Source organism: Limnohabitans sp. MMS-10A-192, from assembly GCF_003063335.1.
Taxonomy (GTDB): domain Bacteria; phylum Pseudomonadota; class Gammaproteobacteria; order Burkholderiales; family Burkholderiaceae_C; genus Limnohabitans_A.
On sequence record NZ_NERX01000007.1, the window covers coordinates 150,608 to 175,071 of the forward strand.

Sequence of the window (24,464 nt, forward strand, 5' to 3'; positions counted from 1 at the left end):
TCACTTTGACGCAGGCGTTGGGGGCCCGAAATGGACCGAAGGTGGTTGGGCGATGGCCGCTTCATTCTCCACTGTGAAGTTGGGTTTATCTTTGTAACCCAGTGCCATGGCCGTCAGGTTGGAGGGAAAGGAATGCACGGTCACGTTGTAGTCCTGCACAGCCTTGATGTAACGGTTGCGGGCCACGGCGATGCGGTTTTCGGTGCCTTCGAGCTGGGCCTGCAAGTCCATGAAGCCCTGGTTGGCCCGCAAGGCGGGGTAGTTTTCCGAGACCACCAGCAAACGCGACAAGGAGCCCGACAGGTCTTTTTGGGCTTGCTGGAATTTCTGGAAGGCCTGGGGGTCGTTCACCAATTCAGGGGATGCCTGGATGGATGTGGCTTTGGACCGCGCCTGGACGACGGCTTGCAAGGTGCTTTGCTCAAAGTCGGCCTGGCCTTTGACCACATTGACCAGGTTGGGGATCAGGTCGGCACGGCGCTGGTATTGGCTGAGGACTTCGGACCAGCTGGCCTTGACTTGCTCGTTGCCGCTTTGGAACTGGTTGTAGCCACAGGCAGACAGGCTCAGGGTGATCGCCATCAGGCAGAGGGCGCTCCATCGGTGAAATGCGGTGCTCATGACAGGCCTTGATAGAAAGTTGCAGGGTGTCTGGTCAGCTTAATTCGGTACCGCGATGGGCTCTGTGCGCCTGCTGACGGTGGGTGCATCACAGCGTGATGTGGTGTTTGCCCGCTGGGTAAACGCTGCTCGCTTGCGGGCCTTCTTCGCCCATCTCTTCGACGAAGTACACCGGTGTGCCTTCGGTCAATGCATCGAGTTCTGCCCCGATCAGGCTGTTGCGATGGAAGTAGAGCCAGTGGCCATCCACCGATTCGATGCGGCCATGGGTCTTGTCTGGCGAGATCTCGGTGATGTGGCCATGCGGTTTTTCTGCGTGGTGTTTGACCAGGCCTTGCTGTTGCTGTGACAGGGCTTGCAGCTGCCTGCGCATGGCGCTGAAGGCATCGCGCAAGGCCACATACACATCGGTGTTGGCTGGGTTTTCCTCGGGCTCACGGTTGGCCACCAATGTGTGTCCGGGCAGGTTCACGCTGATGCTCACATGAAATTGTGGGCCCTGGTGGTGGCGGTGCCGCTGCTCCAGCGTCACGCTGCAGCTTTGGATGGTTGAGGCTACGTTGCCCAGTTTTTGGGCTTTCTCTCGGATGCGGCTTTCAACCGCCTCGGACGGGTCCAGATGAAGAAAAGTGATTTGTACAGGAATCGGTGGGGTGTGCATGCGCCGTGCTCCGGTAAGTCGGTGGCTGCATGTTGCGGCCAGGCTGGCCGGTGGTCTGTTCGCTGGCCGACGCAGCGGCTTGACGCAGTGGCTTGTGGCCCTGAGTGGGCTCAGTGGGCCTTGGGCAGCCGTTGTGACAGGACTTTGACTTGTTCGGACAGCTCGCGCACGGCTTGGGTCAGCACCAGCAGTTCCTGCTCTTTCATGATGTCGATTTTTTCATGCAGGAGTTCGATTTCCAGTTCGGCTTTGACGTTGATTTCGTAGTCGTTTTGCGCATGGCGCCGGTCCATCTCGGACTGGCGGTTTTGGCTCATCATGATCGCTGGCGCGGTGTAGGCCGCCTGAAACGACAGCAGCAAGTTCAGCAAGATGAAGGGGTAGGGGTCCCAAGCCGCTGCACCGCTCAAGACGTTGCCCACGATCCAGACCACGATGGCGGTGCTCTGGATGATGATGAAGCGCCACGAACCCACGGTGGCGGCCACGATGTCGGCCAGCCATTGGCCGCGTGTGGGCGGCGCGATCTGCAGGTGCTCGGCCGTCAGCATCGGGACGATGGCGTGTTTTTGCCGATGAGCACGGCGGTGCTGGCGCAGCAGTTCAAGCTGCTGGCTATCGTCCTTTGGTGCGGGCGTGACGGTGTGAGTTGGGGATGTCATCTGGACCTCATGGCTGTGTTGCTGCAGGTTAGCAGGCTTTGGGTGGGGCTTGTCTGTGTGGGCTGATAAACAGACAGGCCGATCGTCCAGCGTGACAGTGCGTATGGGGCTGGGTGAGCCACCCGTCTCGCGGGCGATGCGTCCCGTCAACGCTCGAACACGTTGCAGCCCAAGGGGTGCAGATGTTTTTCAACCAATGGAGAAATGACCATGAGCAACCTCACACGCTTTAACCCTTTCAGTGAATTGAGAGATCCTTTTGGAGACGATTTTTTCAAAGGCTTTGCCATGCGTCCGGCGTACCGCATGCTGGAGGGGGAGCCACAGATGCGGCTTGACCTGTCAGAGGATGACAAAAATTTCTTTGTGAAAGCTGAAATTCCGGGTGTCAGCAAGGACGACATCAAGGTGTCTGTGGACGGCAACCAGGTGTCGCTCAGTGCTGAAGTGAAAAAAGAAAAAGAAGAAAAGGAAGGCGCCAAAGTCATCCGCAGCGAGCGTTATTACGGCAGCGTGTCGCGCAGCTTCACGCTCGATGAGCATGTGGACCAGGCGGCCGCGCAGGCCAAGTACGAAAACGGCGTCTTGCTGCTGACCTTGCCCAAGAAGCCCAATGGGCAGGCCCGTTTGCTCAAAATCGCTTGATGTTGTTGCGGCCCTGGTGGTCGCAGCGCACAAAGCCCCGCAAAGCATGCGTTTTGCGGGGCTTTGTGTTTGGCCGCCTGAGCCAGCGGTTTAAACTGGACGAATGGCCCAAATGCAGGCAAACTGCTGGGCTGTTGTTGACACTTTTCCCATGAGTATCCAAGTCTTGATCGTCGGTATCCACCTCGCGCGCAGCACGCGGGGCAAGCCTTGCGCGCCGCCGCAGTGGGTCTGAACTTTTCCTTGTAGGTCGGCGGCTTCAGCCCCGACATGTTGGTGATCAAGAAGTGCCACGTCGGACCTGAAGGTCCGACCTACAAAAATCCTTTTTTGTTTGACCGATTTCAATTCGGGCCACGCGCACAAAGCAGCATGGCCCGGTTCACTGCTGGAGATTTTTCATGGCTGATTTGTTTGACAACCCCATGGGCCTGTGCGGCTTCGAGTTCGTCGAGTTCGCTTCCCCTGTCGCCAACACGCTGGAGCCCTTGTTTGAAAAAATGGGCTTTTCTCTGGTGGCCAAGCACCGGTCCAAGGACGTGGTGCTCTACCGTCAGGGCGACATCAATTTCATCGTCAACCGCGAGCCCAAGAGCCTGGCCGGCTACTTTGCCTCTGAGCACGGCCCCTGTGCCTGTGCCTTGGCGTTTCGCGTGAAGGATTCGCACAAAGCTTATGCCCGTGCATTGGAGATGGGCGCACAGCCGGTGGATGTGCCCACCGGCCCGATGGAGTTGCGCCTGCCCGCGATCAAGGGCATTGGCGGTGCGCCGCTGTATTTGATCGACCGTTACGAAGACGGCAAGAGTATCTACGACATCGACTTCGAATTCATCGACGGCGTGGACCGCCACCCGCCTGGCCATGGCTTCCAACGCATCGACCACTTGACGCACAACGTGTACAAAGGCCGCATGGCGTTTTGGGGCAGCTTCTACGAGAAGATTTTCAACTTCCGCGAGATCCGTTACTTCGACATCAAGGGCGAATACACGGGTCTCACCAGCCGGGCCATGACCGCGCCCGATGGCCTGATCCGCATCCCGCTGAATGAAGAGTCGGGCAAGACCGGGGGCCAGATCGAAGAGTTCCTGATGCAGTTCAATGGCGAGGGCATCCAGCACATTGCGCTTTTGACCGATGACATTTTGAAAAGTGTCGACGCGCTGCAGATGGCGGGCATTCCGCTCATGACCGCACCCAACGACATTTACTACGAGATGCTCGAAGAGCGCTTGAGCGGCCACGGCGAACCGGTGCCCGAGTTGCAGGCGCGTGGCATCTTGATGGATGGCTCCACCGCCAACGGCGAAAAGCGTTTGCTGCTGCAGATCTTCAGCCAGACCTTGCTGGGGCCGGTGTTTTTTGAGTTCATCCAGCGCAAAGCCGACGAGGGCTTTGGCGAAGGCAACTTCAAGGCGCTGTTTGAGAGCTTGGAGCGCGATCAGATCCGCCGTGGGGCGATCGAAGTCTGAGGCGCGTCAGGACAGTCGTTTCAGCGCGGCAGCGTCAGCATCGGAATGTCTTTGGCCGTGGCCAGCTTGTCCAGCTGGGCGCGGGTTTGGCTGGCCAGGAATGTTTCGACGGCTTTGCGCGTGGCGGGCTTGAACAGGTCTTTGACGGGGTGTGCCAACGTGATGCCAGCGGCCTCACAAAGACGGATGGCAAAGTGCGGCTCCAGCGCAGCCACGGCGACGCGACCGTTTTTGCAGGCATAGACCCGGTAGCCCGCGTGTGCGCCACCCACAGCGCCATCGGGCGTGGTCATGCGCAGCTGGCGGGGCAGGGCCAACCAGGCGGCGGCATCTGACAAGGCCACTTCGTGGTGGCTGCCTTTGCCGGTGGTCTTGAGCGTGATCAAGGCCTTGAGTGTGGCTTCGCTGGCCATGAGTGCACCGCCCATGTCGGCGAACAGGCTGGGCGGCAAGTCCATGCCGTTGACCAAACCGACTTCGGCTTGGTACGTCAAATCGTGGCCGGGAATTTCAGCCAGCGGGCCGGGGGCACCGACCACTTCGATCAAGCTCAGTGTGGGGTATTGCTTGTGCAGGGTTTTCCAGCTCAGGCCCAACTTGCTCAGGGCCGAAGGACGGAACGAGGTCAGCAGCACATCGGTCTTGGGCAGCAGTTTGTGCAGCGCCGCCTGACCGGTGGCGGTTTTGAGGTCCAGCGTCTTGTGCTTGGCGCCATGGTGCAGCATGTCGTAGCCGTCGGGTGTGTAGTGCTGCATCGGGTCACCCGAAGGCGGGTTGACCTTGGTGCAGCTGGCGCCCATTTGGGCCAAGCGCATGAGCGCGGCGGGGCCGGGCAGGTTGAGGGCGAGGCTGAGAACGCGCACACCGCGCAGGGGTTTGGTAGAGGACATGCGGGACCTTGAAATGCTTTGGTCCACATTATGAGCAGTGCGCTGACGGGGTACTGTCACGTGTGCTTGGCGTCGAATCCGCCGACCTGCAAATAGCCGGCTCCCGCAGGACGGCACCTTCAGGTCCGACGTTTGCAGGCCAGGCACAACCCTGACTGGTCATGTGGCGCAAGGCATGGACCCCGGATCAAGTCCGGGGTGACAAGCAAGTTGCGTTTTCGATGGGATGAGCAAGTTGCTGTTTCGATGCAGCGCGCAAGTTGCTTTTTTGATGCGGCGAGCATGTTGCCGTCTTGATGTCATAAGAGCCAGGCGCGCATGTCACGGCTTGCAAAAAAGCATGTCATACCGGCCGGCGAGCCGGTATCCATGGGGTTCCGAATCAGTCACCAAAATCCAGCGGCAGCCCCACGTAGTTTTCGGCAATGGTTTTGGAGCCCGATTCGCTGTGGATCAGGTAATCGAGTTCAGCGTCCTGGAACTTTTGGCCGATGTCGCCGTTTTCCGGGAAGTTGTGCATCAGGCTGGTGAACCACCAGGAAAAACGCTCGGCGCGCCAGATGCGGCGCAGGCAGCGCTCGGAATAGCTGTCGATGCCCGCTTCCGAGTTCTCTTGGTAGTACTCGATCAGGGCGGTGGACAGGTACTTCACGTCGGTGGCGGCGAGGTTCAGGCCCTTGGCGCCGGTGGGCGGCACGATGTGGGCGGCGTCACCGGCCAGGAACATGCGGCCAAAGCGCATCGGCTCGGTCACAAAGCTGCGCAGCGGGGCGATGCTTTTTTCGATGCTGGGGCCGGTGACCAGGTGCTCACGCGCTTCGGGGTCGAGGCGATTGCGCAGCTCTTCCCAAAAGGCTTCATCGCTCCAGTCTTCGACCTTGTCGGTCAGCGGCACTTGCAGGTAGTAGCGGCTGCGCGTGGCGCTGCGCTGTGAGCACAGGGCAAAGCCGCGGGTGCTGTTGGCGTAAATGAGTTCGTGGTGCACAGGCGGGGTGTCGGACAGCACGCCCAGCCAGCCGAAGGGGTAGACCTTTTCGTATTCGCGGATCTTGTCTTTGGGGGCGCTGGCGCGGCACACGCCGTGAAAGCCGTCGCAGCCAGCGATGAAGTCGCACTCGATGGTGTGGGTCTGTCCATCTTTTTCGTACGTGACGCGAGGCTTGGCGGAGTCGAACTCGTGCACCTGCACGTTGGCCGCTTCGTAGATGGTGGGCAAGCCTGCGGCCTGGCGGGCATCCATCAGGTCGCGGGTGACTTCGGTCTGGCCGTAAACGATGACGTTTTTGCCGGCCGTGAGCTGGTTCATGTTGATGCGGTGGCGGGCGCCCTTGAACAGCAGGTCAAAGCCGCCGTGGATCAAGCCTTCTGCATGCATGCGCTGGCCGACCCCCGCTTCATCGAGCAGGTCCATGGTGACTTGCTCCAGCACGCCTGCACGGATGCGGCTCAGCACGTAATCGCCGCTTTGGCGCTCCACGATGATGGCGTCAACGCCTGCCTTGTGCAGCAATTGGCCGAGCAGCAAGCCCGAGGGGCCTGCGCCAATGATGGCAACTTGGGTGCGGGTGGCTTTGGTCATGAAAAGTCTCCGGGAATGTGGGTGAAAGGCAATGCCCACAAGCTTAGGCAAGAAGACGGGGCTTGGTGCTGTTGTCGATTCGGGTTTGTGCGAATCGCGTGATGTTTGTGCGATGATCGCGCAAATTAACGCAGATCAAGGGTCTTGTGTCACCGACCTACCGGGTCTGCCTTTTGTAGGTCGCTGGCTTCAGCCCCGACGTTTCACGATCAAGGACCACATGACCATCGCCAAAGCAGATTACATCGAAGGCCTGGCCAAAGGCCTGGCCGTGCTGGAGGCCTTTGACACCGAGCGCCAGCGCTTGAATGCGACCTTGGCCGCGCAACGCACCGGCATCACCCGTGCGGCGGCGCGGCGGCATTTGCTCACGCTGGCCGAGTTGGGTTATCTGGAAACCGATGGCAGCCACTACTGGTTGTCGGCCCGTGTGCTGCGCTTTGCGGGCAGCTACATGGCCACCTCACGCTTACCGCGAGCCTTGCAACCCACGCTCAACCGCCTGGCCTCGCAGACGCAGGCGGCGTTTTCTGCGGTGGTGCTGGACGGTGACGAATGCGTGATCGTGGCGCGCAGCGCGGGCGTGGCCGAGCCGGTGCGCCACCTCGCGTACGGCTTGCACTTGGGCGCGCGATTGCCGGCACACGCCACATCCACCGGGCAGGTCTTGTTGGCCAATTGGCCCAAAGCCGATTTGAGTGCCTGGCTCAAGGGCCGTAGCCTGGCCCGCATCACGCCGCAGACCGAAGTGGGTACGGCGGCTTTCAAAAAAATCATCGACCAAGTTCGCACGCAAGACCACGCCTTGTCGCGCGATGCGCATGAGTTGGGCATCCATGCGCTGGCGGTGCCGCTGCGCAATATGCAGGGCCGAACTTTGGCTGCGCTCAATGTGGTGGGCACGCCCGAGCAGCTGTCAGACGCTGCGGTGCAACGCAAGTGGTTGCCGCTGCTCTTGGAGGCAGCGCGGGAGTTGCGGCCTTTGCTGTGAGGCTCAGAGACAGCGCACAGGCTTGTCTGTGATCGCGCGAGCAGCCACGAACGCTTCAAAGGCCTGCGCGCTGGTCTTGCTCGGCGTGTAGCCGAACGGCGCTTTGAGGGCCGTGTTCAGCAGCACCGGCCGGTAGCGCAAGAAGTCCAGCTGTTCGGGGCCGTATCGGCTGATGCCCAGCTTGTGTCCCACAAACAAGGCGGTTTGCAGCAGCCAAGCGGGCAAGACAAGGGCTGGTTTATTCAAGCGCTGAGCGATCTCGAAGATCGTCAGAGCGCCGTCACCGGCCAGGTTGAAGCAGCCACTCTCGGCCAGGCCGCTCAGCGCATGCACGATGGCGCCGGTGACGTCTTCGTCCCAGATGAACACAAAGGGGCTGTCGCTGCCCTTGATCGCCAGTAGTCGCTTTTTCTCAAACAGGGCGGTGATCTGGTTGTTGACCCGTTCGCCCAGGATGGTGCCGATGCGCAGCACGGTTTGCGCCAGTTGCGGGTGGCTCTGGCGGTAGCGCGCCAGCATCTCTTCGACCAGACGTTTGTGGTGCGAGTAGGCAAAGCTTTCGTTGCCGCGCAGCGGCATGTCTTCGGTGAGCCAGGCCGCGTTGTCGGCGTGGTAGCCGTAGGCCGCGCCGCTGGACGAGACCACGATGTGCGCCACGCCGCTTTGCACGCAGGCTTGCAGCACGTTTTGAGTGCCCCCCACATCGACGGAATATTCAAATGCGCGGTTCGAATCTTTGCCGGGTGTGACGATGGAGGCCAGGTGCACCACGGTGTCGATGCGGTGCGCGGCAAGGGTGCTCTCCAGCGCCGGATCGCGCACATCTTGCGTGACGTAGGTGATGCCGGGCAGTCGTTGCTCGGGCGGCACCTCGCGCACATCGACGGCGACAAGGTGTGCGCAGGTTCGGCGCTCTGCCAGGGTGCGAATCAGGCCCTGGCCCAAAAAGCCAGAGGCCCCGGTGACCAGCACGCGGGCGGCTTGGGGCGTCTTCACTTTGTGCATTCCGCAGCGGCAGGCCCGCCACTGCGCAAGGGTTTGCGCGCCCACCAACCGGCCAGGATCAGGCCCGCGATGATGTCCCAAAAGCCCCACACCCCCGCCACCACGGCCATGCCGCCCAAGCCGTTGAAGAAGCTGAAGATCAGCACCAGGCCCAGCCCTGCGTTGCGGATGCCCACTTCAATGGACACGGCGCGGCAGTCGTAGTCGCTCAATCGTGCCATGCGCGCAATCGACCAGCCGGTGGCAAAGGCCAGCGCGTCGTGCAACACCACCGCCATGAGCACCAGGCCGACATAGTCCATGAAGTAGCGCCAGTTGCCCGCGATGGCGCCGATGATGAAGCCGATCAAGGCCAGAAAACTGAGGATGCGCAGCGGCTTTTTGAAGCGCTCGGTCCAGACCGGAAAGCGGTGCACGCAAGCCAGACCCAGCACAAAGGGCAAGCCGATGATCAAGAGGATGTGCACGAACATCTGCGCAGGATCGAGCGCGATGCTGGTCAGCAGTTTGGACGCCGTGGGGTGGATGCTGCCCCAGAAAGCAAAGTTGAGCGGCATGGCAAACACCGAGATGGCGTTCGACACGGCGGTCATGGACACGCTGAGCGCCACATTGCCGTTGGCCCGGTGGGTCAGGATGTTGCTGACGTTACCGGGTGGGCAGCAAGCCACCAAAATCATGCCCAGTGCGATGCTCGGCGCGGGCTGCAGCACGAGCGTCAAGCCAAAGGTGATGGCGGGCAGCACCAGAAACTGCGCCGCAATGCCCACTGCAAAAGCCATGGGCATGCGCAGCAAGCGGCGGAAGTCTTCGATGCGGGTATCGAGCGCGATGCCGAACATCAAAAAGCCCAGTACGGCATTGAGCACCGCCAGCGAGGCGGGGTTGAAGTTCAGGCGGATCTCGTCAACAGGCAGCATGGGGTATTCCTTATGGGGGCTGTGGTCAGGCCAGCGCGGCCGAGGCTTGGCGCACGGCAGCGCGGTAGGCGTCTTTGTTGACGTAGTAAGCCATGCGTTCGAGTTGCAGGTATTGGTAGCCCCCCGACACATCGGGCGAGGGGCCTTGGCGGGCCTGGTTCAAGGCGGCGGCTGCTGCGCTGCCAGTGGCCAAACCCTTGAAGTAGCGGGCCACCAGCTCGGCTTGTTCGTAGCGGCCTTGCCAGCCCAGGCCACTGGCCTCGACCATGCCCAGCACGGCCAAGCGGCTGAACTGTGGCGACAAGATGTTGAGGTAGAGCTTGGGCGCCATGCCTTGCCAGTTGAGCAGGGCGCGATCGATGAAGGGGTAGTGCAGCTTGTAGCCGGTGGCGGCCATGACCATGTCGTAGTCTTTTTGGCTGCCGTCCTTGAAGTGCACGGTGCGGCCGTCCAGCCGCGCGATGTCGGGGCGCACCTTCACATCGCCATGGCCGATGTGGTACAGGATGAGTGAGTTGACCACCGGGTGCGACTCGTACATCTTGTAGGTGGGCTTGGGAAAACCAAAGCGCACCGGGTCGCCGGTGAACCATTTGAGGATGGTGCTGTCAATGGCCTGCTTCAGGCGCATGGGCAGCGTGATCTTGCCGCCCACGGTGTCGGCCGGTTTGCCGAACACGTATTTGGGCACGAAGTAATAACCCCGGCGCACCGAGATGTCGATGCTTTGGGCGTGGTGCACGGCGTCGACCGCGATGTCGCAACCCGAGTTGCCAGCGCCGACGATGAGCACGCGCTTGCCATCGAACTGGCGGGCGCTTTTGTAGGCCGAGGTGTGCAGCAGTTCGCCGCTGAACTGGCCTTCAAAAGTGGGCATATTGGGTTCGGCCAGTGTGCCGTTGGCAATCACCACGCCTTTGTAGTTGGCCGTCTCCAGTGGGCCGTTGCCGGGGTCGATGCTCACGCGCCAAAGCGTGTCGGGGGCATCGCTCACGGGTTCCACCCGGACCACGCGCACGCCAAAGCGGTAATGCCGCAGCAAATCGAAATGCTCGGCATAGGCCTTGAAATAGGGCAACAACTCGCGGTGGCTGGGGTAGTCGGCGGCATCACCAGTCATCGGGAATTCGGTGAATTCCGTCATGCGTTTGCTGGAGATCAGATGGGCGGACTCGTAGACGGTGGAGCGGGGGTTGCCTGCGTTCCACAGGCCACCCACTTCGGTGTGCGCTTCAAAGCCCTGAAAGGGCACGCCGTGCAGGCTGAGCGCCCGCGCACCGGCCAGGCCAGCGGGGCCTGCGCCGATGAGGGCGATTTGTTCTTCGGTGCGGGTGGTGGTCATGGTGGGGACGATGAGGATGGGGGCAGACCCGGAATGGGCGTGGCGCCCGCTTGGCCTGCACGCGGCTTGCGGGGCTGGCCCAGCAAGATGCGGTCGTGCAGCCTTGCAGGCAGCAGCGACAAGGCTTTGGACAGCCAGCCGATGCGCCGGGGCAAGACGATGTGTTCACGGCCTTGGGCCACCCCTTGCAGCAAAGCGCTGGCGGCTTCGTCGGGGCCGAGCAGGCCCGGCATGGCGAAGGTGTTGCCTGCCGTGAGCGCGGTGCGCAAATAGCCGGGGCTGATGGTGTGCACCGTGAGCAGGGTGGGCCGCAACTCGGCGCGCAGGCTTTGCAAGTACGCGATCAGTCCGGCCTTGCTCGCGCAATAAGCCCCGTTGCCCGGCATGCCGCGCCAACCCGCCACACTGGCCACGCCGACCAATGCGCCGCCTTGGCCGCTGGTTTGCATGGCACGCAAAAAGGGATGGAAGCTGGTGGCCACGCCCAGCAGGTTGATCTCCAGCATGCGGCGCATCACGGTCAGGTCAGACACTTCGGCCGTATCAAAACCACCGGCCACGCCCGCATTGGCAATGACCAAATCGGGTACGCCATGGTGTTGCAGCCAGTCTGCGCCCATGGCTTGCATGGCGACTGCGTCAGAGACATCGGGGGTGTAAATGCGACAGCGCTCGGGGGCCAGCGCTCCTAGGGCTTGCAAGGCGGTGGTGTTCATGCCGACCAGGGCCACGTGGGTGCCTTGTGCGATCAGCTGCCGGGCCAGGGCCTGCCCCAGACCGCCACATGCGCCGGTGATGACTGCGTTGCGAAACATGCGTACTGCAAACCTGTGAATGTGTTGCAGCTGATTTTGGCATAGCCCCTTTGGTGAAGACCCTTGTGTGACTCAAACGCCCAGATGCTGCTCCAGCACGCTGGGGGCGTCGTGCAGGGCTTGCGAGGAGCCTTCAAACACCACCTGGCCTTTGACCAGAATCACGTTGCGGTCGGTGATCTGGGTGACGTGTTTCCAGTTCTTGTCCACGATGATGGCGCTGATGCCGCTTTCCTTGATCAGGCTGCAAATGCGCCAGATTTCACGGGCGATCAGCGGGGCCAGGCCTTCGGTGGCTTCGTCCAAAATCAGCACATCGGGGTTGGTCATCAAGGCCCGGCCAATGGTCAGCATTTGCTGTTCACCGCCAGACAGCTGCTGGCCACCGTGGTTCAGCCGTTCGGTCAGGCGCGGGAAGGTCTCCAGCACGCGCTCGTAAGTCCAGTCGCGCTGGCCACGGGTGCCCGCACGGGCGGCCATTTTCAGGTTCTCCACCACGCTCAGATTGCCAAAGATGCCCCGACCTTCGGGCACGTAGGCGATGCCCATCTGTGCCACTTCAAAGGTGGGGCGACCGTTCATGGCTTGGCCTTTGATCTGCACGGTGCCGCTTTGCGGCGGCACGATGCCCATGATGGATTTGAGCAAGGTGCTTTTGCCCATGCCGTTGCGGCCCATCAGGCCAATGGTTTCGCCGCGTGCCACCTGGAAGTCGATGCCGCGCAGGATGTGGCTGGCGCCGTAATAGGTTTGCAGGCCTTGGGCGTTGATCAAGAGTTCGCTCATCTCAATGTTCCTCGCCAGTCTCTTCACCAAGGTAGGCCGCTTGCACGCCGCTGTCGGCACGCACCACAGCGGGCTTGTCGCTGGCGATCACCTGGCCGTTGACCATCACCGTCAGGTGGTCGGCAAGGGTGAAGATCGCGTCAATGTCGTGTTCCACCAGCATCATGGCGTGGTCTTTTTTCAGGCGCAGCAAAAGCTGCACCATGCTTTCGGCTTCGGCCACGCCCATGCCGGCCAGGGGCTCGTCCAACAAGAGCACCACTGGTTCGGTGGCCAGCGTCATGGCGATCTCCAGCTGGCGTTGCTCGCCATGGCTGGCCGCACCGGCTATTGTTTTGCGGCGGTTTTGCAAACCTGCCAGCTCAATCGCCCGCTCAGCCTGTGCATTGACCGCCGACATGCCTGCTGCGCGGCTCAGCCAGCCCAGCGGGTTGAAGGGCGAGGGTTGCACGCGGGACTGTGCAGCCAGGCGCACGTTGTCCCACACGCTGAAGGTGCGGAAGATGTTGGTCTTCTGGTAGCTGCGGCCCAGGCGGTGGCGCGAGATTTTCTCGGGCGTCCAGCCTGTGATGTCGTGACCGTCCAGCGTGATCTGGCCCGATGTGGGCGGCAGATCGCCCGACAGCAAGTTGGTCAGCGTGGATTTGCCTGCGCCGTTGGGGCCGATCACGGCGTGGATGTGGCCCAGCCACAAATCGACATTGACTTCGTTGACGGCGGCCAGGCCACCAAAGCGTTTGGTCAGCTGGCGTGCCGACATCAGGGTTTGGCGTTCACTCATGTTGCGCCTCCTTGCGGGCCACGATGCGGGTGATCAGGCCCAGAATGCCTTTGGGCGCGAACACGATCAGGGCCACGATGAACAGGCCCATCCACATCTGCCAGTGTTTGCCGGTCTTGAACTCGCCCACATCGGGCAGGTCCTTGAAGACGTGCAGCAGCATTTCAAAGCTGAACGCGCCGACGATGGCCCCCGCGAAGTTGCCCATGCCGCCCAAGATGACCATCATGATGGCGTGCGCGCTCATGTGAAAGCCCATGAGTTCGGGGTTCACGAAGCCGCTTTGGGCAGCCCACAAATACCCGGCCAATCCTGCCAAGGCGCCAGCCAGCGTGAAGGCCGCCAGCTTGTGGCTGAAGCTGCCAAAGCCCAGGGCGCGCATGCGGTGCTCGTTCACGCGGATGCCCGACAGCGCACGGCCAAAGGGGCTCCAGAGCAGGCGGCGCAAGAAGGCGTAAACACCCACCAAGCAGGCGAGGGTGAAGAAGTAAAACACCTGTTTGTTCTCCAGATCGATCAGCACGGCATCGGGTTTGAAGTTGAGGAACAAGCCGTCCGAGCCACCCAGCACTTTGTTGTCAAAGAACAGGAAGAACACCATCTGCGCAAAGGCCATGGTGACCATGATGAAGTAGATGCCGTGCGTGCGTACCACCAGAAAGCCGATGATGAGTGCGGCCAGCGCCGAGGCACCGACGGCCAGTGGCAAGCTGGTGTAAAGGCTGATGGGGGCGTCTTGTGGCGTGAGGAAAGCCAGTGCATAACCGGCGAGGCCAAAGTAGGCCGCATGGCCCAGCGACACCAGGCCAGTCACGCCTTGCAGCAGATCCAGGCTCATCGCAAAGATTGCCAGGATCATCATGCGGTTGACCATGTCGATGTAGAAAGGCGTGCCCACAAAGGGGAAGGCGATCAGGGCGACAAGGCCCAGCACGAGCAGCAGCTGCACGCTGCGCGGCAGGATTTCAAGATGGGTTTGGGGGGCGCTCATGGCGATCTCACTGTTTGAAAAGGCCTTCGGGCTTGTACAAAAGCACCGCGGCCATGAGCACATACACCAGCATGCCCGAGACTTGGGGCAGCAGGACTTTGCCAAAGGTGTCCACCAGGCCCACCAGCAGCGCCGCGATCAGCGCGCCACGCACCGAGCCGATGCCGCCAATGACCACGACCACAAAGCACATGATCAGCACTTGTGAGCCCATATTGGGATAGACGCTGGAAATGGGCGCGGCGATCATGCCCGCGATGGACGCCAGACCCACGCCCAGCGCAAACACCACCGCGTGGATCAGGCTGATGTTCACGCCCAGTGCTTCGGTCATTTCGTGGTTGAAGGCACCGGCGCGGATCTTCATGCCCAGGCGGGTCTTGGAGATCAGCAAATACAGACCCAGCGCCAGCAGCAGGCACACGCCCGACATGAACAGACGGTAGACCGGGTAGGACAGCGTGTCGGTCAGCGCAATGGAGGCCGACAACGCTTCAGGGATTTGCACGCCGTGCACATCGTCACCCCAGAGCATGGAGCGCAGCTCTTCAAACACGTAGATCAGGCCAAAGGTCAGCAACACCTGGTCGAGGTGGTCGCGGTGGTAGAAATGTTTGAACAGCAGTTTTTCGAGCAACAGCCCAAACACCACCGACAGCAACGTGCCCACGATGATGGCCAGCGTGAAGCTGCCCAGCATGCCCGACAAAGACCAGGCCAAAAAAGCACCCAGCATGTAAAAGCTGCCATGGGCGAGGTTGACCACGCCCATGATGCCGAAGATCAGCGTGAGGCCAGCGGCCAGCATGAACAGCAGCAGTCCGTACTGGACGCTGTTGAGCAGCTGGATCAAGAAGTTAACGAAGTCCATCGGGGAGGGTCTTTGCGAAGCGGGTGTGAAAACGGCGGAACCAGTCCGCCGTTCACGGGATCGGGGGCCAGTGCTGCACACCGGCCCGGTTTGGTTTAGAGGCGGCAACCAGCGCCAGAGTCGGCCAAGGCCTTGGCGGCGACGCTGATCACTTTGTTTTCCTTGTTGGAGACCTCGCGCAGGTAGATGTCCTGCACAGGGTTGTGCGCCTTGCTCATGGTCCACTTGCCGCGTGGGCTGTCGATCACGGCCACTTCCATGGCCTTGATCATGGCGGCTTTTTTGCTGACATCGCCTTGAACCGCGTTGGCGCCTTGCACCAACAGCAAGCCGGTGTCATAGCCTTGAACGGCGTACACATCGGGTTGCATCTTGAAGGTTTTGGCGTAGTTCAGGCGGAACTCTTTGTTGCGCTTGGTCTCGATGCCGTCACCGTAGTGCAGCGTGGTCAGCACGCCATCGGCTGCGGGGCCAGCGGCATCCAACACGCCTTCGGTCAGGAAGCCCGAGCCGTAAAGCGGGATCTTGCCCTTGAGGCCAGCGGCCGCGTAGTCCTTGAGGAATTTGGCGGCACCGCCACCCGCAAAGAAGCAGGCCACGGCGTCGGGTTTGAGCGCGGCGATTTCGGTCAGCAGCGCCTGGAACTCGACGTTGGGGAAGGGCAGGCCCAGCTCTTTGACAATGGTGCCACCGGCCTTGGTGTAGCTCTCCTTGAAGCCTTCATAAGCCTCGTCGCCAGCGGCGTATTTCCAGGTGATCCAGACGGCCTTTTTGTGGCCACGCTTGACCATGGCCTCGCCCAGCGCCATGGTGGGCTGGCTGTTGGAGAAGCTGGTGCGGAACACGTTGGGGGCACATTGCGCACGGGTAGCGATGTGCACGCCTGCGTTGGGGATCAGGCTGATCACGCCGCTGTCGCGGGCCACTTTGTGAATGCCCATCTGCACGCCCGAATGGACGGTGCCGATCAGCACATCGACTTTGTCGCGCTGCACCAGTTTGTTGGCGTTCTCGATGGCTTTGGACGGCTCGGATTCGTCATCGACCTTGAACCACTCGATCTCGCGACCGCCGAGCTTGCCGCCTTGTTCATTGATGGCCATGCGCACGCCGTTTTCGATGGCCATGCCCAGCTGGGCAAAGGTGCCGGTGTAGGGCAGCATGAAGCCCACACGGATCTTGCCGGTTTGGGCCAGCACACTTTGGGGCAGCAGCAAGCCGGTAGTGCTTGCGCCCACAAGGGCCGCGCTGTGGCTGAGCATTTGGCGGCGGGATGGGGAATGGGTCATGTCAAGGGTCTCCAGTTCATGCTTTTCAAGGAAGGCGTTGGAATTTTTTCCGAAACGCTGCTGAACAGCATAGCGGACGAGAATCAGCTGGTTGATGCATTATGTTGCACAAGAGACACTTCGGGAACTAGGTGATTTCCCGAATAATCGCCATAAAGATGCAGGAAATCGCAACTTTTGGGGCATGGACGGCGGGCTCAAGCAGGCAGTTACAGCTGCGGCGCAATGTCCCAGCGCCCATGCCAAGGGGCGGTGCGAGATGCATGAAGGGGGGAGTTTGGCCTGTCCGACAGGAATCGAACCTGTGACCCACAGCTTAGAAGGCTGTTGCTCTATCCAACTGAGCTACGGACAGTTTCAAAAACAAAAAAGGCCCTGACGGGCCTTTGATGCTAAGTGCCCTCGCGGGTCTTAAGGAATGGTCGGAGCGGCGGGATTCGAACTCGCGACCCTCTGCTCCCAAAGCAGATGCGCTACCAGGCTGCGCTACGCTCCGACTGCCGTTATTCTAACCAGCAAATCGCCTGTTCTTGGGTTGGGCGTTAAAAAACTTCAGCGTTTTTTGTACTGAGCGGCACCAAATAAGGCCTTTTGGGCTTTGTCGTCCAGCAAAGGTTTACGAGCATCGGCCAGCACTTGCACGGCTTTTTGTACGGCGGGACGTTCGGCGATGCGGTCAAACCAGACTTTGAGGTGAGGGTAATCGGCCCAGTCGATGCCCTGGTTTTGCCAGCTGCGCAGCCAGGGGAAGATGGCCATGTCGGCCACGGAGTACTCATCGCCTGCGATCCAGTCATGGTTTTTGAGCTGTTTGTCCATCACGCCATACAAGCGCTTGGCCTCGTTGGTGTAACGGTTGATGCCGTACTCGATTTTTTCGGGGGCGTAGATGCGAAAGTGGTGGGCTTGGCCCAGCATGGGGCCCACGCCGCCCATTTGGAACATCAGCCATTGCAGCACATCGTATTTGGCGCGGTCACTTTGCGGCAAAAATTTGCCGGTCTTGCCCGCCAGGTACAGCAAGATGGCGCCGGACTCGAACAGGGCGATGGGCTTGCCGTCCGGACCGTCGGAATCCACCAATGCGGGGATCTTGTTGTTGGGGCTGATTTTCAGGAATGCGGACTTGAACTGGTCGCCGGTGCCGATGTTGATGGCATGGACCTTGTAGGGCAGGCCACATTCTTCCAGCATGATGTGGATTTTGTGGCCATTGGGCGTGGGCCATGTGTACAGGTCGATCATGGGAGCTTGCTTTCTGTCGGAGTCAAAGAGGTGATGATGGCAAAAAAACGGCCTGCCACACATCTGCGCAGCAGGCCGTTTGTCCGGTCAGCTTTCAAGCTTCAGCTGCCGCGTGTGATGGGCATGTCCACTTCGCCGGGCATGGCCAGGTGTTTGGCCAACTCCAGCTTGGCCAGCGAGTTGCGGTGCACCTCGTCCGGACCGTCGGCCAGGCGCAATGTGCGCTGGTGGGCGTAGGCATAGGCCAGCGGGAAGTCTTGCGACACGCCGCCACCGCCGTGGGCCTGGATGGCCCAGTCGATGATTTGGCAGGCCATTTGAGGGGCCACGATCTTGATCATGGCGATCTCGGCCTTGGCGACCTTGTTGCCCACGGTGTCCATCATGGAGGCGGCTTTGAGGGTCAGCAGGCGGGCCTGCTCGATCATGCAGCGTGACTCGGCAATGCGCTCTTGCCAAACCGTTTGGCGAGCCACTTCGCGGCCAAAGGCCACGCGGCTGTTCAGGCGTTTGCACATCAGCTCCAGCGCGCGCTCAGCGATGCCGATGGTGCGCATGCAGTGGTGGATGCGTCCAGGGCCCAAGCGGCCTTGTGCGATTTCAAAGCCACGGCCTTCGCCCAGCAGGATGTTGTCGGCGGGAACGCGCACGTTTTTGAGCACCACTTCCATGTGGCCGTGCGGCGCATCGTCGTAGCCAAACACCGACAGGGCACGCACCACGGTGATGCCTGGCGTATTGGCAGGAACCACGATCATGGATTGCTGTTCGTGACGGCCTGCATCGGGGTTGGTCTTGCCCATCACGATGTAGACGGCGCAACGTGGGTCACCGGCGCCGGACGACCACCACTTGCGGCCGTTGATGACGTATTCGTTGCCATCGCGGCGGATGTCGCATTCGATGTTGGTCGCATCCGAAGAGGCCACATCGGGCTCGGTCATCAGGAAGGCCGAACGGATTTCACCGCGCAGCAGAGGCTCGAGCCATTCGTCTTTGAGGGATTCGCTGGCGTAGCGTTCCAGCGTTTCCATGTTGCCCGTGTCGGGGGCCGAGCAGTTGAAGATTTCTGCGGCAAAGGGCACGCGGCCCATGATCTCGCACAAGGGCGCGTATTCGAGGTTCGACAGGCCTTGCGGTGCGCGAGGCGACTTGGGCAGGAACAGGTTCCACAGGCCGGCTTTGCGGGCCAGGGGCTTGAGTTCTTCGACGATCTTGGTTGGAATCCAGGCGTTGCCTTTGGCACGGTTTTCGGCAATCTCGTCGAAAAAGCGCTGCTCGTTCGGGTAGATGTGCTCGTCCATGAAGGCCAGCAAGCGCGCTTGCATCTCCTTGACCTTGGGGGTGTATTCAAAATCCATGGGGTGTCTCCTTGTGGGTCAGGGGGTGAAAATCAGAATTTGCAGGCGAATTGCCAAGCCAGCTCGGCCATGGGTTTGGCGCCTGCGCCGGACGTCTTGGCCTGGTCGCTGGAGGCAGTGCCGTCCTCGACGCGTTTGGCAATGCCTTGCAAGATGGCCGCGATGCGGAACATGTTGTAGGCCAGGTAGAAGTTCCAGTCCTTGGCCAAAGCCTCAGGTGTGGTGAAGCCGGTGCGTGCGCAGTAGCGGCGGATGTACTCTGCCTCGGACGGAATGCCCAGGGCGTCCAGGTCCAGTCCGCCAATGCCTCGGAAGGTGCCTGGCTTGATGTGCCAGGCCATGCAGTGGTAGCTGAAGTCGGCCAGCGGGTGACCCAATGTGGACAGCTCCCAGTCGAGCACGGCGAGCACGCGTGGCTCGGTGGGGTGGAACATCAGATTGTCCAAGCGGTAGTCACCGTGCACGATGCTGACCAAGGTTTCGCTTTTCGCGCTGTCCGGGATGTTTTGGGGCAACCACGCCATCAGCTTGTCCATCTCGGGGATGGGCTGTGTGATGGAGGCCACGTATTGCTTGCTCCAGCGGCCGATCTGGCGTTCGATGTAGTTGCCGGGCTTGCCATAACTGGCCAGGCCTTGCTTGGCAAAGTCGACCTTGTGCAGCGCGGCCATCACGCGGTTCATCTCGTCGTAAATGTCACCACGCTCGGCGGGTGTCATGCCGGGCAGGGCCTGGTCCCACAGCACGCGGCCTTGCACAAACTCCATGACGTAGAAGGCGCGGCCGATGACCGATTCGTCGTCGCAGAGCACATGCATCTGGGCCACAGGCACATCGGTGCCGTGCAGGCCTTTCATGACCGCAAATTCGCGCTCGATGGCGTGGGCCGAAGGCAGCAGCTTGGCCACCGGGCCAGGCTTGGCCCGCATCACGTACTGACGCGATGGCGTGATGAGCTTGTAGGTGGGGTTGGACTGGCCGCCCTTGAACATTTCCACGCTCAAGGGGCCAGCAAAGCCCTCCAGCTTGGCGCTGAGCCAAGCTTCCAGGGCAGAGATGTCGAAGGCGTGGGAGCCCGTGACAGGCCGGGTCCCCACGAAATGATCAAAAGCACTCATGGGGCACCTGTGTCCGCTGATGTCAGCGGTGATTGATAAAAATTGCGGCTCAGTGATCCGCGTTCACGATGGCCATCAAGCCATCGCGGTCCAACACGACCAGACCACCCGGCTCGATGCGGATGATGTGCTCGCGTTCCATTTGCTTGAGTTCCTGGTTGACGCGCTGACGCGATGCGCCCAGCAGCTGTGCCAGTTCTTCCTGCGCCAGCTGCAAGCTGATGCGAATCGCCTTGGCGTCCGACAAGCTCGGCGTGCCGTAGCTGCGCAGCAAGTGGTTGAGCTGTTTGGCCAGACGCGCACGCAAGGGCAGGGTGTTGAGGTCTTCCACCAAACCGTAGAGTTGGCGAATGCGACGCGATTGCAAGCGCAGCATGGCTTCGGAGAACTCGACGTGCTGCGACAAGATTTTTTTGAAGTCGGCCTTGGCCACATTCAATGTGGTGGTCTCGCCATGTGCGTAACAGTCGTGCGTGCGGCGATCCCCGTCGAAGATCGACACATCGCCAAACCAGATGCCAGGCTCCACATAGGTCAAGGTGATCTGCTTGCCCGAGACTGAGGTCGAGCTCACGCGCACCGCACCCTTGGCGCAGGCGATCCACTGCTCGGGAGGGTCCCCCCGCGCAGCGAGCATGTCGCCGTCCTTGAATCGTTTGACGTAAGCGCATCGAAGTATGTCGTGCCGAAGCGATGGTGAAAGGGTTGAAAACCAGCGACCGCTGTTGATCGCTTCTCTTTCTTCCATTGTCAGAATGGGTTCGTCCATGGGCTGTCTTTTCAGTGACTGGTAAAGGGTTTTTTGTCGCCTGGGGGACCGGGCGGCTTATTCGTATTGCGGTGTTTGCTTGTTCAGGAACGCAGCAATGCCGATGCCGGCGTTGTGGTGGTGCAGGTTCTTGACGAAGTTGTCGCGCTCGCGCGCCAGCTGTGCGTTGAGCGTGCTGCCATCGGCATCGGCCAACAGTTCCTTGATGCTGCTCAGCGCGTTCGGTGCGCGGGCATTGAGTTGGGCTGCCAGTTGCAGGGCTTGCTCCAGCGCTTGACCGGCTTCGCTCAAGCGGTTGACCACGCCCAGTTGCTGCAGGCGCTCGGCACCGATGCGCTCACCGCACATGAGCAGTTCGGTGGCCAGCTGGCGCGGCACAGCGCGAGACAGGCTCCAGCTGCCGCCGCCATCGGGCGACAGGGCGATGCCGCTGTAGGCCATCACGAACACGCTGTTGCGCGCCGCCACGATCATGTCGCAGGCCAAAGCGAGCGAGAAACCTGCACCGGCCGCAGGGCCTTCGACCGCTGCGATCACAGGCTTGGGGAAGGTGCGGATGGCTTCGATCCAGTTGTGCAGGCCTTCGATGCTTTGCGCTTGGTGCTCGGGTGGCAGCTGGCGGTTGTTTTGCAAACGCTGCAAATTGCCGCCCGCGCTGAAGATGCCGTTGGCCCCGGTGATGACCACGCTGCGCACATCCGGATTCGACTCGGCCACGCTCAACGCTTCGACCCCGGCCGCATACATCTCGGGGCCCAGTGCATTGCGAAACTCCGGGTTGCTGAGGGTCAAGACCAAGGTCTGGCCTTCGCTGGTGCTGAGCAGTTGTGCGGTCATTGCTTTACTCTTCGGTGTGCATCAAAGACAGGCCAATGGCGCCACGGCGACGCAACCAGGGGCTGGGGCGATAACGTGGATCACCGTAGACCGTTTGCAGGTTGAACAGCACTTCAAGGATGCTGTCCGGGCCCAGGCGGTTGCCCATGGCCAAGGGGCCCATGGGGTAAGCCAGGCCCAGCGTGACCGCGGTTTCCAGGTCTTGTGGGCTGCAGATGCGCTGCTGGCAAATGTCGGACGCGATGTTGACGATGGTGGCCACCACGCGTTGCGTGACAAAGCCACCGCTGTCGCGGATCACCGAGACGGCTTTGCCGTCTCGTGCAAACAGGGCGTGCGCCGCGTCGCGCATGTCTGCGCGGGTGGCGGGGTTGGTGGCCAGAACGCGGCGCTTGGTCGAGCCGTCTGCAAACAGCATGTCGATGCCCACGGTGCGGGCCGGGTCCAGTCGCTCGACCACGGCCACGGTGGTGATGTCAAAGCCCAGTGGCGCCACAAGGGTCAGGGCCTCGGGTGAGGGCGATGCACCGGTTTCGATTTGGGCGCCCAGGTCTTTGAGCAGTTGCAGCAGTTCCATGCGGCGCGCGGCGCGCGGCGAGACCCACACAGGAGGGATGATCTCGACCGTGGGCACAGGTGGTTCTGCAGGCACTTGCGCCGCACCTTCTACGTATTTGTAAAAGCCTTCGCCGACTTTTTTGCCGACCACACCACCGGCCAGGCGCTGGGCGGTGATCACGTTGGGGCGGTAGCGCGGCTCCTCGTAATACTGGTGGTAAATCGATTCGATCACATGGTGCGAAACGTCCAGCGCCGTCAGGTCAAACAACTCGAAGGGGCCGAGTTTGAAGCCGACCTGGTCGCGCAGGATGCGGTCAATGGTGGCGAAATCGGCCACGCCTTCGCTCACGATGCGCAGGGCTTCGGTGCCATAACCGCGACCAGCATGGTTGACGATGAAGCCGGGGGTGTCTTGGGCCTGCACAGGCGTGTGGCCCATCTGGCGGGCAAATTCGGACAGACGCTCGCAAACCGCAGCATCGGTTTTCAGGCCCGCAATGACCTCGACCACTTTCATCAGCGGCACGGGGTTGAAGAAGTGGTAACCCGCAAACTGCGCCGGGCGCTGCAGGGCAGCTGCAATGGCGGTCACGGACAGCGAAGAGGTGTTGGTCACCAGCACGGCGCTGGTGGGCAGCACTTTTTCCAGATCGCTGAACAGGCTTTTCTTGATCTCAAGTTTTTCAACGATGGCTTCGACCACCAATTCGCACTCCGCCAAGTCTTGCAGGCTGGTGGCGCCGAGCAAGCGGCTTTTGTAAGCAGCGACGGCTTCGGGTGTCAGGCGGCCTTTTTCTTGCAGCTTGTCCCATTGCTGGAACACGGCATCGCGCGCCTTCTGAATGGCTTCGGCCTGTGTGTCGTACAGCCAGACTTGGCTGCCCGCTTGCGCGGCGATTTGGGCAATGCCCCGGCCCATGGCGCCGGCGCCAATGATGGCGACTTTGGAGAATGCGAGAGTCATAGTGGATGTTTGCAAATAACAGAGGTCTCAAACAGTCAAAGGACAGTCCGTGCGGTAACGGCGAGCTAACAAGCCTTTGAAGAGGCCATTATGGCCTCAGATTCAGGCCTTTTCAGGCGAGCGCAAAGGGTGAAGCCGGGCGTAGCGGGTGGCCAACAGGCTCAGGCCAATGGCCAGCAGCAAACCGATGAGCCCGCGCTGGGGCAGCGCGCTCATGCCCTGATGAACAATCGTCCAGCCACCCACCGTGGCACCGATGGCCTGTCCCGCGTACATGGCCGAGGTGTTCAGCGAAATGGAGGCCGACGCCAGCCAAGGGGCTTGTGAGGCCAGTCTGGCCTGTTGTGCCGAGTTGGATGAAAAACCACCCAGCCCCCAAAAACCCAAGGCCAGCGCCATGCCTGTCGCATGGGTGACCTCGCCGGCGATCAGCACGCTCAGGCACATGGATGACAGTGAAATCAGAATGCACCGGGACGGTCCGATCCGGTCAATAAATCGAGACAAGAGGGCATTGCCGACAAAACCCATGCTGCCGTAGGCCAGCAACATCAGGCTAAATTGTGCGGGACTGACGCCAAATCGCTCTTTCACGTAGGGGGCGAGGTAGCTGAACAACACAAATTGACCTGCTGCCAGCATCATGGTCACACTCAAGGTGACCCAGATGGTGCGAGAGGTCAAGGTCTGGCGCCAAGCTGCGCCAGACAGGGCAGGAGGCAAGACCTTGCTGGGCATTTGGCGCCAAAGCCAATAGGCGCCGATCACCGACAAGAGGGCAATCAAGCCCATGGACCAACGCCAACCGAAGTGGCCACCAATCCATGAGCCCAGCGGCATGCCCAGTACAGAAGCCACAGACCAGCCCAAAAACACAAAGGTCATGGCTTGTCCGCGCTGATGTTCTTTGACCAGCAAGCCGATGCACGATGCGGCTTGCGGTGTGAAGATGGCTGCGGCCAACATGGCCATGGCGCGAAAACCCAGCAGGCTGTAAAAACCGGGGGACAAAGCGGCCAGAAAATGCCAAAGCGCATACCAGAGCAAGCTGCCCACCAGCAATTTGCGGCGGTCCCATCCGGCCACCACAGCCGCCAGCACAGGGGCACCAAAACAAACAAGCAATGCGCTGCTGGAAATCAGTTGACCTGCGGTGGCCACCGAGATCGACAAGGAGTCCACGATGTCGTTGAGGGTGCCGGCGGCCATCATCACGCCGGTGCCGATCACCACGTTGCCAAACATCATGGGCCAGAGGACTTGGGGCAGTCTCTGGCGCCGAGTT

Annotated in this window: 24 protein-coding genes and 2 tRNA genes; 3 read left to right on the forward strand and 23 right to left on the reverse strand. The window is 61.1% G+C overall.

What is annotated here, in order from left to right; translation table 11 throughout:
- The 3 genes from B9Z43_RS14395 to B9Z43_RS14405 all read right to left on the reverse strand — a co-directional run bounded on the left by B9Z43_RS14395 (position 1) and on the right by B9Z43_RS14405 (position 1,944).
- A complete protein-coding gene (locus B9Z43_RS14395; protein ID WP_233250091.1) occupies positions 1-621 on the reverse strand; it encodes a LemA family protein in 621 nt (206 codons plus the stop codon).
- A gap of 88 nt (positions 622-709) precedes the next feature.
- Positions 710-1,282: an HPF/RaiA family ribosome-associated protein gene (locus B9Z43_RS14400; protein WP_108326636.1), complete on the reverse strand. Its 573-nt coding sequence runs from the start codon at positions 1,280-1,282 to the stop codon at positions 710-712.
- A 110-nt stretch (positions 1,283-1,392) separates the two neighbouring features.
- Positions 1,393-1,944 carry a DUF1003 domain-containing protein gene (locus B9Z43_RS14405; protein ID WP_108326637.1) on the reverse strand — a complete coding sequence of 184 codons (552 nt, stop codon included), beginning with the start codon at positions 1,942-1,944 and terminating at the stop codon, positions 1,393-1,395.
- Positions 1,945-2,154: 210 nt separating this feature from the next.
- Between B9Z43_RS14405 and B9Z43_RS14410 the strand changes: the two genes are divergently transcribed.
- Both B9Z43_RS14410 and hppD read left to right on the forward strand, forming a co-directional pair.
- Positions 2,155-2,589 (forward strand): Hsp20/alpha crystallin family protein, encoded by a 435-nt coding sequence (locus tag B9Z43_RS14410; protein ID WP_108326703.1) that lies wholly within the window; start codon positions 2,155-2,157, stop codon positions 2,587-2,589.
- Between the two features lie 401 nt (positions 2,590-2,990).
- Positions 2,991-4,064, forward strand: coding sequence for a 4-hydroxyphenylpyruvate dioxygenase (hppD, locus tag B9Z43_RS14415; protein ID WP_108326638.1), 1,074 nt, complete (start codon positions 2,991-2,993; stop codon positions 4,062-4,064).
- Between the two features lie 20 nt (positions 4,065-4,084).
- Here hppD and B9Z43_RS14420 read toward each other — a convergent pair whose 3' ends face one another.
- The gene (locus B9Z43_RS14420) at positions 4,085-4,954 is read right to left on the reverse strand and encodes a CoA transferase (RefSeq protein WP_108326639.1); all 870 of its coding nucleotides are present in this window, start codon (positions 4,952-4,954) and stop codon (positions 4,085-4,087) included.
- A 382-nt stretch (positions 4,955-5,336) separates the two neighbouring features.
- Complete coding sequence (gene pobA, locus B9Z43_RS14425) at positions 5,337-6,533, reverse strand: 4-hydroxybenzoate 3-monooxygenase (RefSeq protein WP_108326640.1); 1,197 nt, start codon at positions 6,531-6,533, stop codon at positions 5,337-5,339.
- Positions 6,534-6,753: 220 nt separating this feature from the next.
- Between pobA and B9Z43_RS14430 the strand changes: the two genes are divergently transcribed.
- Positions 6,754-7,524 (forward strand): IclR family transcriptional regulator C-terminal domain-containing protein, encoded by a 771-nt coding sequence (locus B9Z43_RS14430; protein ID WP_108326641.1) that lies wholly within the window; start codon positions 6,754-6,756, stop codon positions 7,522-7,524.
- A gap of 3 nt (positions 7,525-7,527) precedes the next feature.
- Here the strand turns inward: B9Z43_RS14430 and B9Z43_RS14435 are convergent, their stop codons facing one another.
- The 18 genes from B9Z43_RS14435 to B9Z43_RS14520 form a co-directional block, all read right to left on the reverse strand.
- A complete protein-coding gene (locus B9Z43_RS14435) occupies positions 7,528-8,520 on the reverse strand; it encodes an SDR family oxidoreductase (protein WP_233250090.1) in 993 nt (330 codons plus the stop codon).
- Positions 8,517-9,449: a bile acid:sodium symporter family protein gene (locus B9Z43_RS14440; protein ID WP_108326643.1), complete on the reverse strand. Its 933-nt coding sequence runs from the start codon at positions 9,447-9,449 to the stop codon at positions 8,517-8,519. Before B9Z43_RS14440 ends, B9Z43_RS14435 begins: the two co-directional genes overlap by 4 nt.
- A 25-nt stretch (positions 9,450-9,474) precedes the next feature.
- Positions 9,475-10,791 (reverse strand): NAD(P)/FAD-dependent oxidoreductase, encoded by a 1,317-nt coding sequence (locus B9Z43_RS14445; protein ID WP_108326644.1) that lies wholly within the window; start codon positions 10,789-10,791, stop codon positions 9,475-9,477.
- A complete protein-coding gene (locus tag B9Z43_RS14450) occupies positions 10,788-11,606 on the reverse strand; it encodes an SDR family oxidoreductase (protein ID WP_108326645.1) in 819 nt (272 codons plus the stop codon). Before B9Z43_RS14450 ends, B9Z43_RS14445 begins: the two co-directional genes overlap by 4 nt.
- Before the next feature lie 72 nt (positions 11,607-11,678).
- Positions 11,679-12,392 (reverse strand): ABC transporter ATP-binding protein, encoded by a 714-nt coding sequence (locus B9Z43_RS14455; RefSeq protein ID WP_108326646.1) that lies wholly within the window; start codon positions 12,390-12,392, stop codon positions 11,679-11,681.
- A 1-nt stretch (position 12,393) separates the two neighbouring features.
- The gene (locus B9Z43_RS14460) at positions 12,394-13,173 is read right to left on the reverse strand and encodes an ABC transporter ATP-binding protein (protein WP_108326647.1); all 780 of its coding nucleotides are present in this window, start codon (positions 13,171-13,173) and stop codon (positions 12,394-12,396) included.
- Positions 13,166-14,164: a branched-chain amino acid ABC transporter permease gene (locus B9Z43_RS14465; protein WP_108326648.1), complete on the reverse strand. Its 999-nt coding sequence runs from the start codon at positions 14,162-14,164 to the stop codon at positions 13,166-13,168. Before B9Z43_RS14465 ends, B9Z43_RS14460 begins: the two co-directional genes overlap by 8 nt.
- 7 nt (positions 14,165-14,171) lie before the next feature.
- Entirely contained in the window at positions 14,172-15,035 is an 864-nt protein-coding gene (locus B9Z43_RS14470; protein ID WP_108326649.1) for a branched-chain amino acid ABC transporter permease, read from the reverse strand.
- 95 nt (positions 15,036-15,130) lie between these two features.
- Positions 15,131-16,324 (reverse strand): ABC transporter substrate-binding protein, encoded by a 1,194-nt coding sequence (locus B9Z43_RS14475; protein ID WP_108326650.1) that lies wholly within the window; start codon positions 16,322-16,324, stop codon positions 15,131-15,133.
- 278 nt (positions 16,325-16,602) lie between these two features.
- A tRNA-Arg gene (locus B9Z43_RS14480) sits at positions 16,603-16,679 on the reverse strand.
- 64 nt (positions 16,680-16,743) lie between these two features.
- Positions 16,744-16,820, reverse strand: a tRNA-Pro gene (locus tag B9Z43_RS14485).
- A gap of 56 nt (positions 16,821-16,876) precedes the next feature.
- A complete protein-coding gene (locus B9Z43_RS14490) occupies positions 16,877-17,569 on the reverse strand; it encodes a glutathione binding-like protein (protein WP_108326651.1) in 693 nt (230 codons plus the stop codon).
- 101 nt (positions 17,570-17,670) lie between these two features.
- On the reverse strand, positions 17,671-18,930 hold the full coding sequence (locus B9Z43_RS14495; protein WP_108326652.1) for an acyl-CoA dehydrogenase family protein: 1,260 nt from the start codon (positions 18,928-18,930) through the stop codon (positions 17,671-17,673).
- A gap of 32 nt (positions 18,931-18,962) precedes the next feature.
- Complete coding sequence (locus B9Z43_RS14500; protein ID WP_108326653.1) at positions 18,963-20,048, reverse strand: phosphotransferase; 1,086 nt, start codon at positions 20,046-20,048, stop codon at positions 18,963-18,965.
- A gap of 49 nt (positions 20,049-20,097) precedes the next feature.
- Positions 20,098-20,817: a Crp/Fnr family transcriptional regulator gene (locus B9Z43_RS14505; RefSeq protein ID WP_108326654.1), complete on the reverse strand. Its 720-nt coding sequence runs from the start codon at positions 20,815-20,817 to the stop codon at positions 20,098-20,100.
- Positions 20,818-20,874: 57 nt separating this feature from the next.
- A complete protein-coding gene (locus tag B9Z43_RS14510; protein ID WP_108326655.1) occupies positions 20,875-21,654 on the reverse strand; it encodes an oxepin-CoA hydrolase, alternative type in 780 nt (259 codons plus the stop codon).
- A gap of 4 nt (positions 21,655-21,658) precedes the next feature.
- Entirely contained in the window at positions 21,659-23,179 is a 1,521-nt protein-coding gene (locus B9Z43_RS14515) for a 3-hydroxyacyl-CoA dehydrogenase (RefSeq protein ID WP_108326656.1), read from the reverse strand.
- A 102-nt stretch (positions 23,180-23,281) separates the two neighbouring features.
- The gene (locus tag B9Z43_RS14520) at positions 23,282-24,427 is read right to left on the reverse strand and encodes an MFS transporter (protein WP_108326657.1); all 1,146 of its coding nucleotides are present in this window, start codon (positions 24,425-24,427) and stop codon (positions 23,282-23,284) included.
- Between the last annotated feature and the right edge of the window lie 37 nt (positions 24,428-24,464).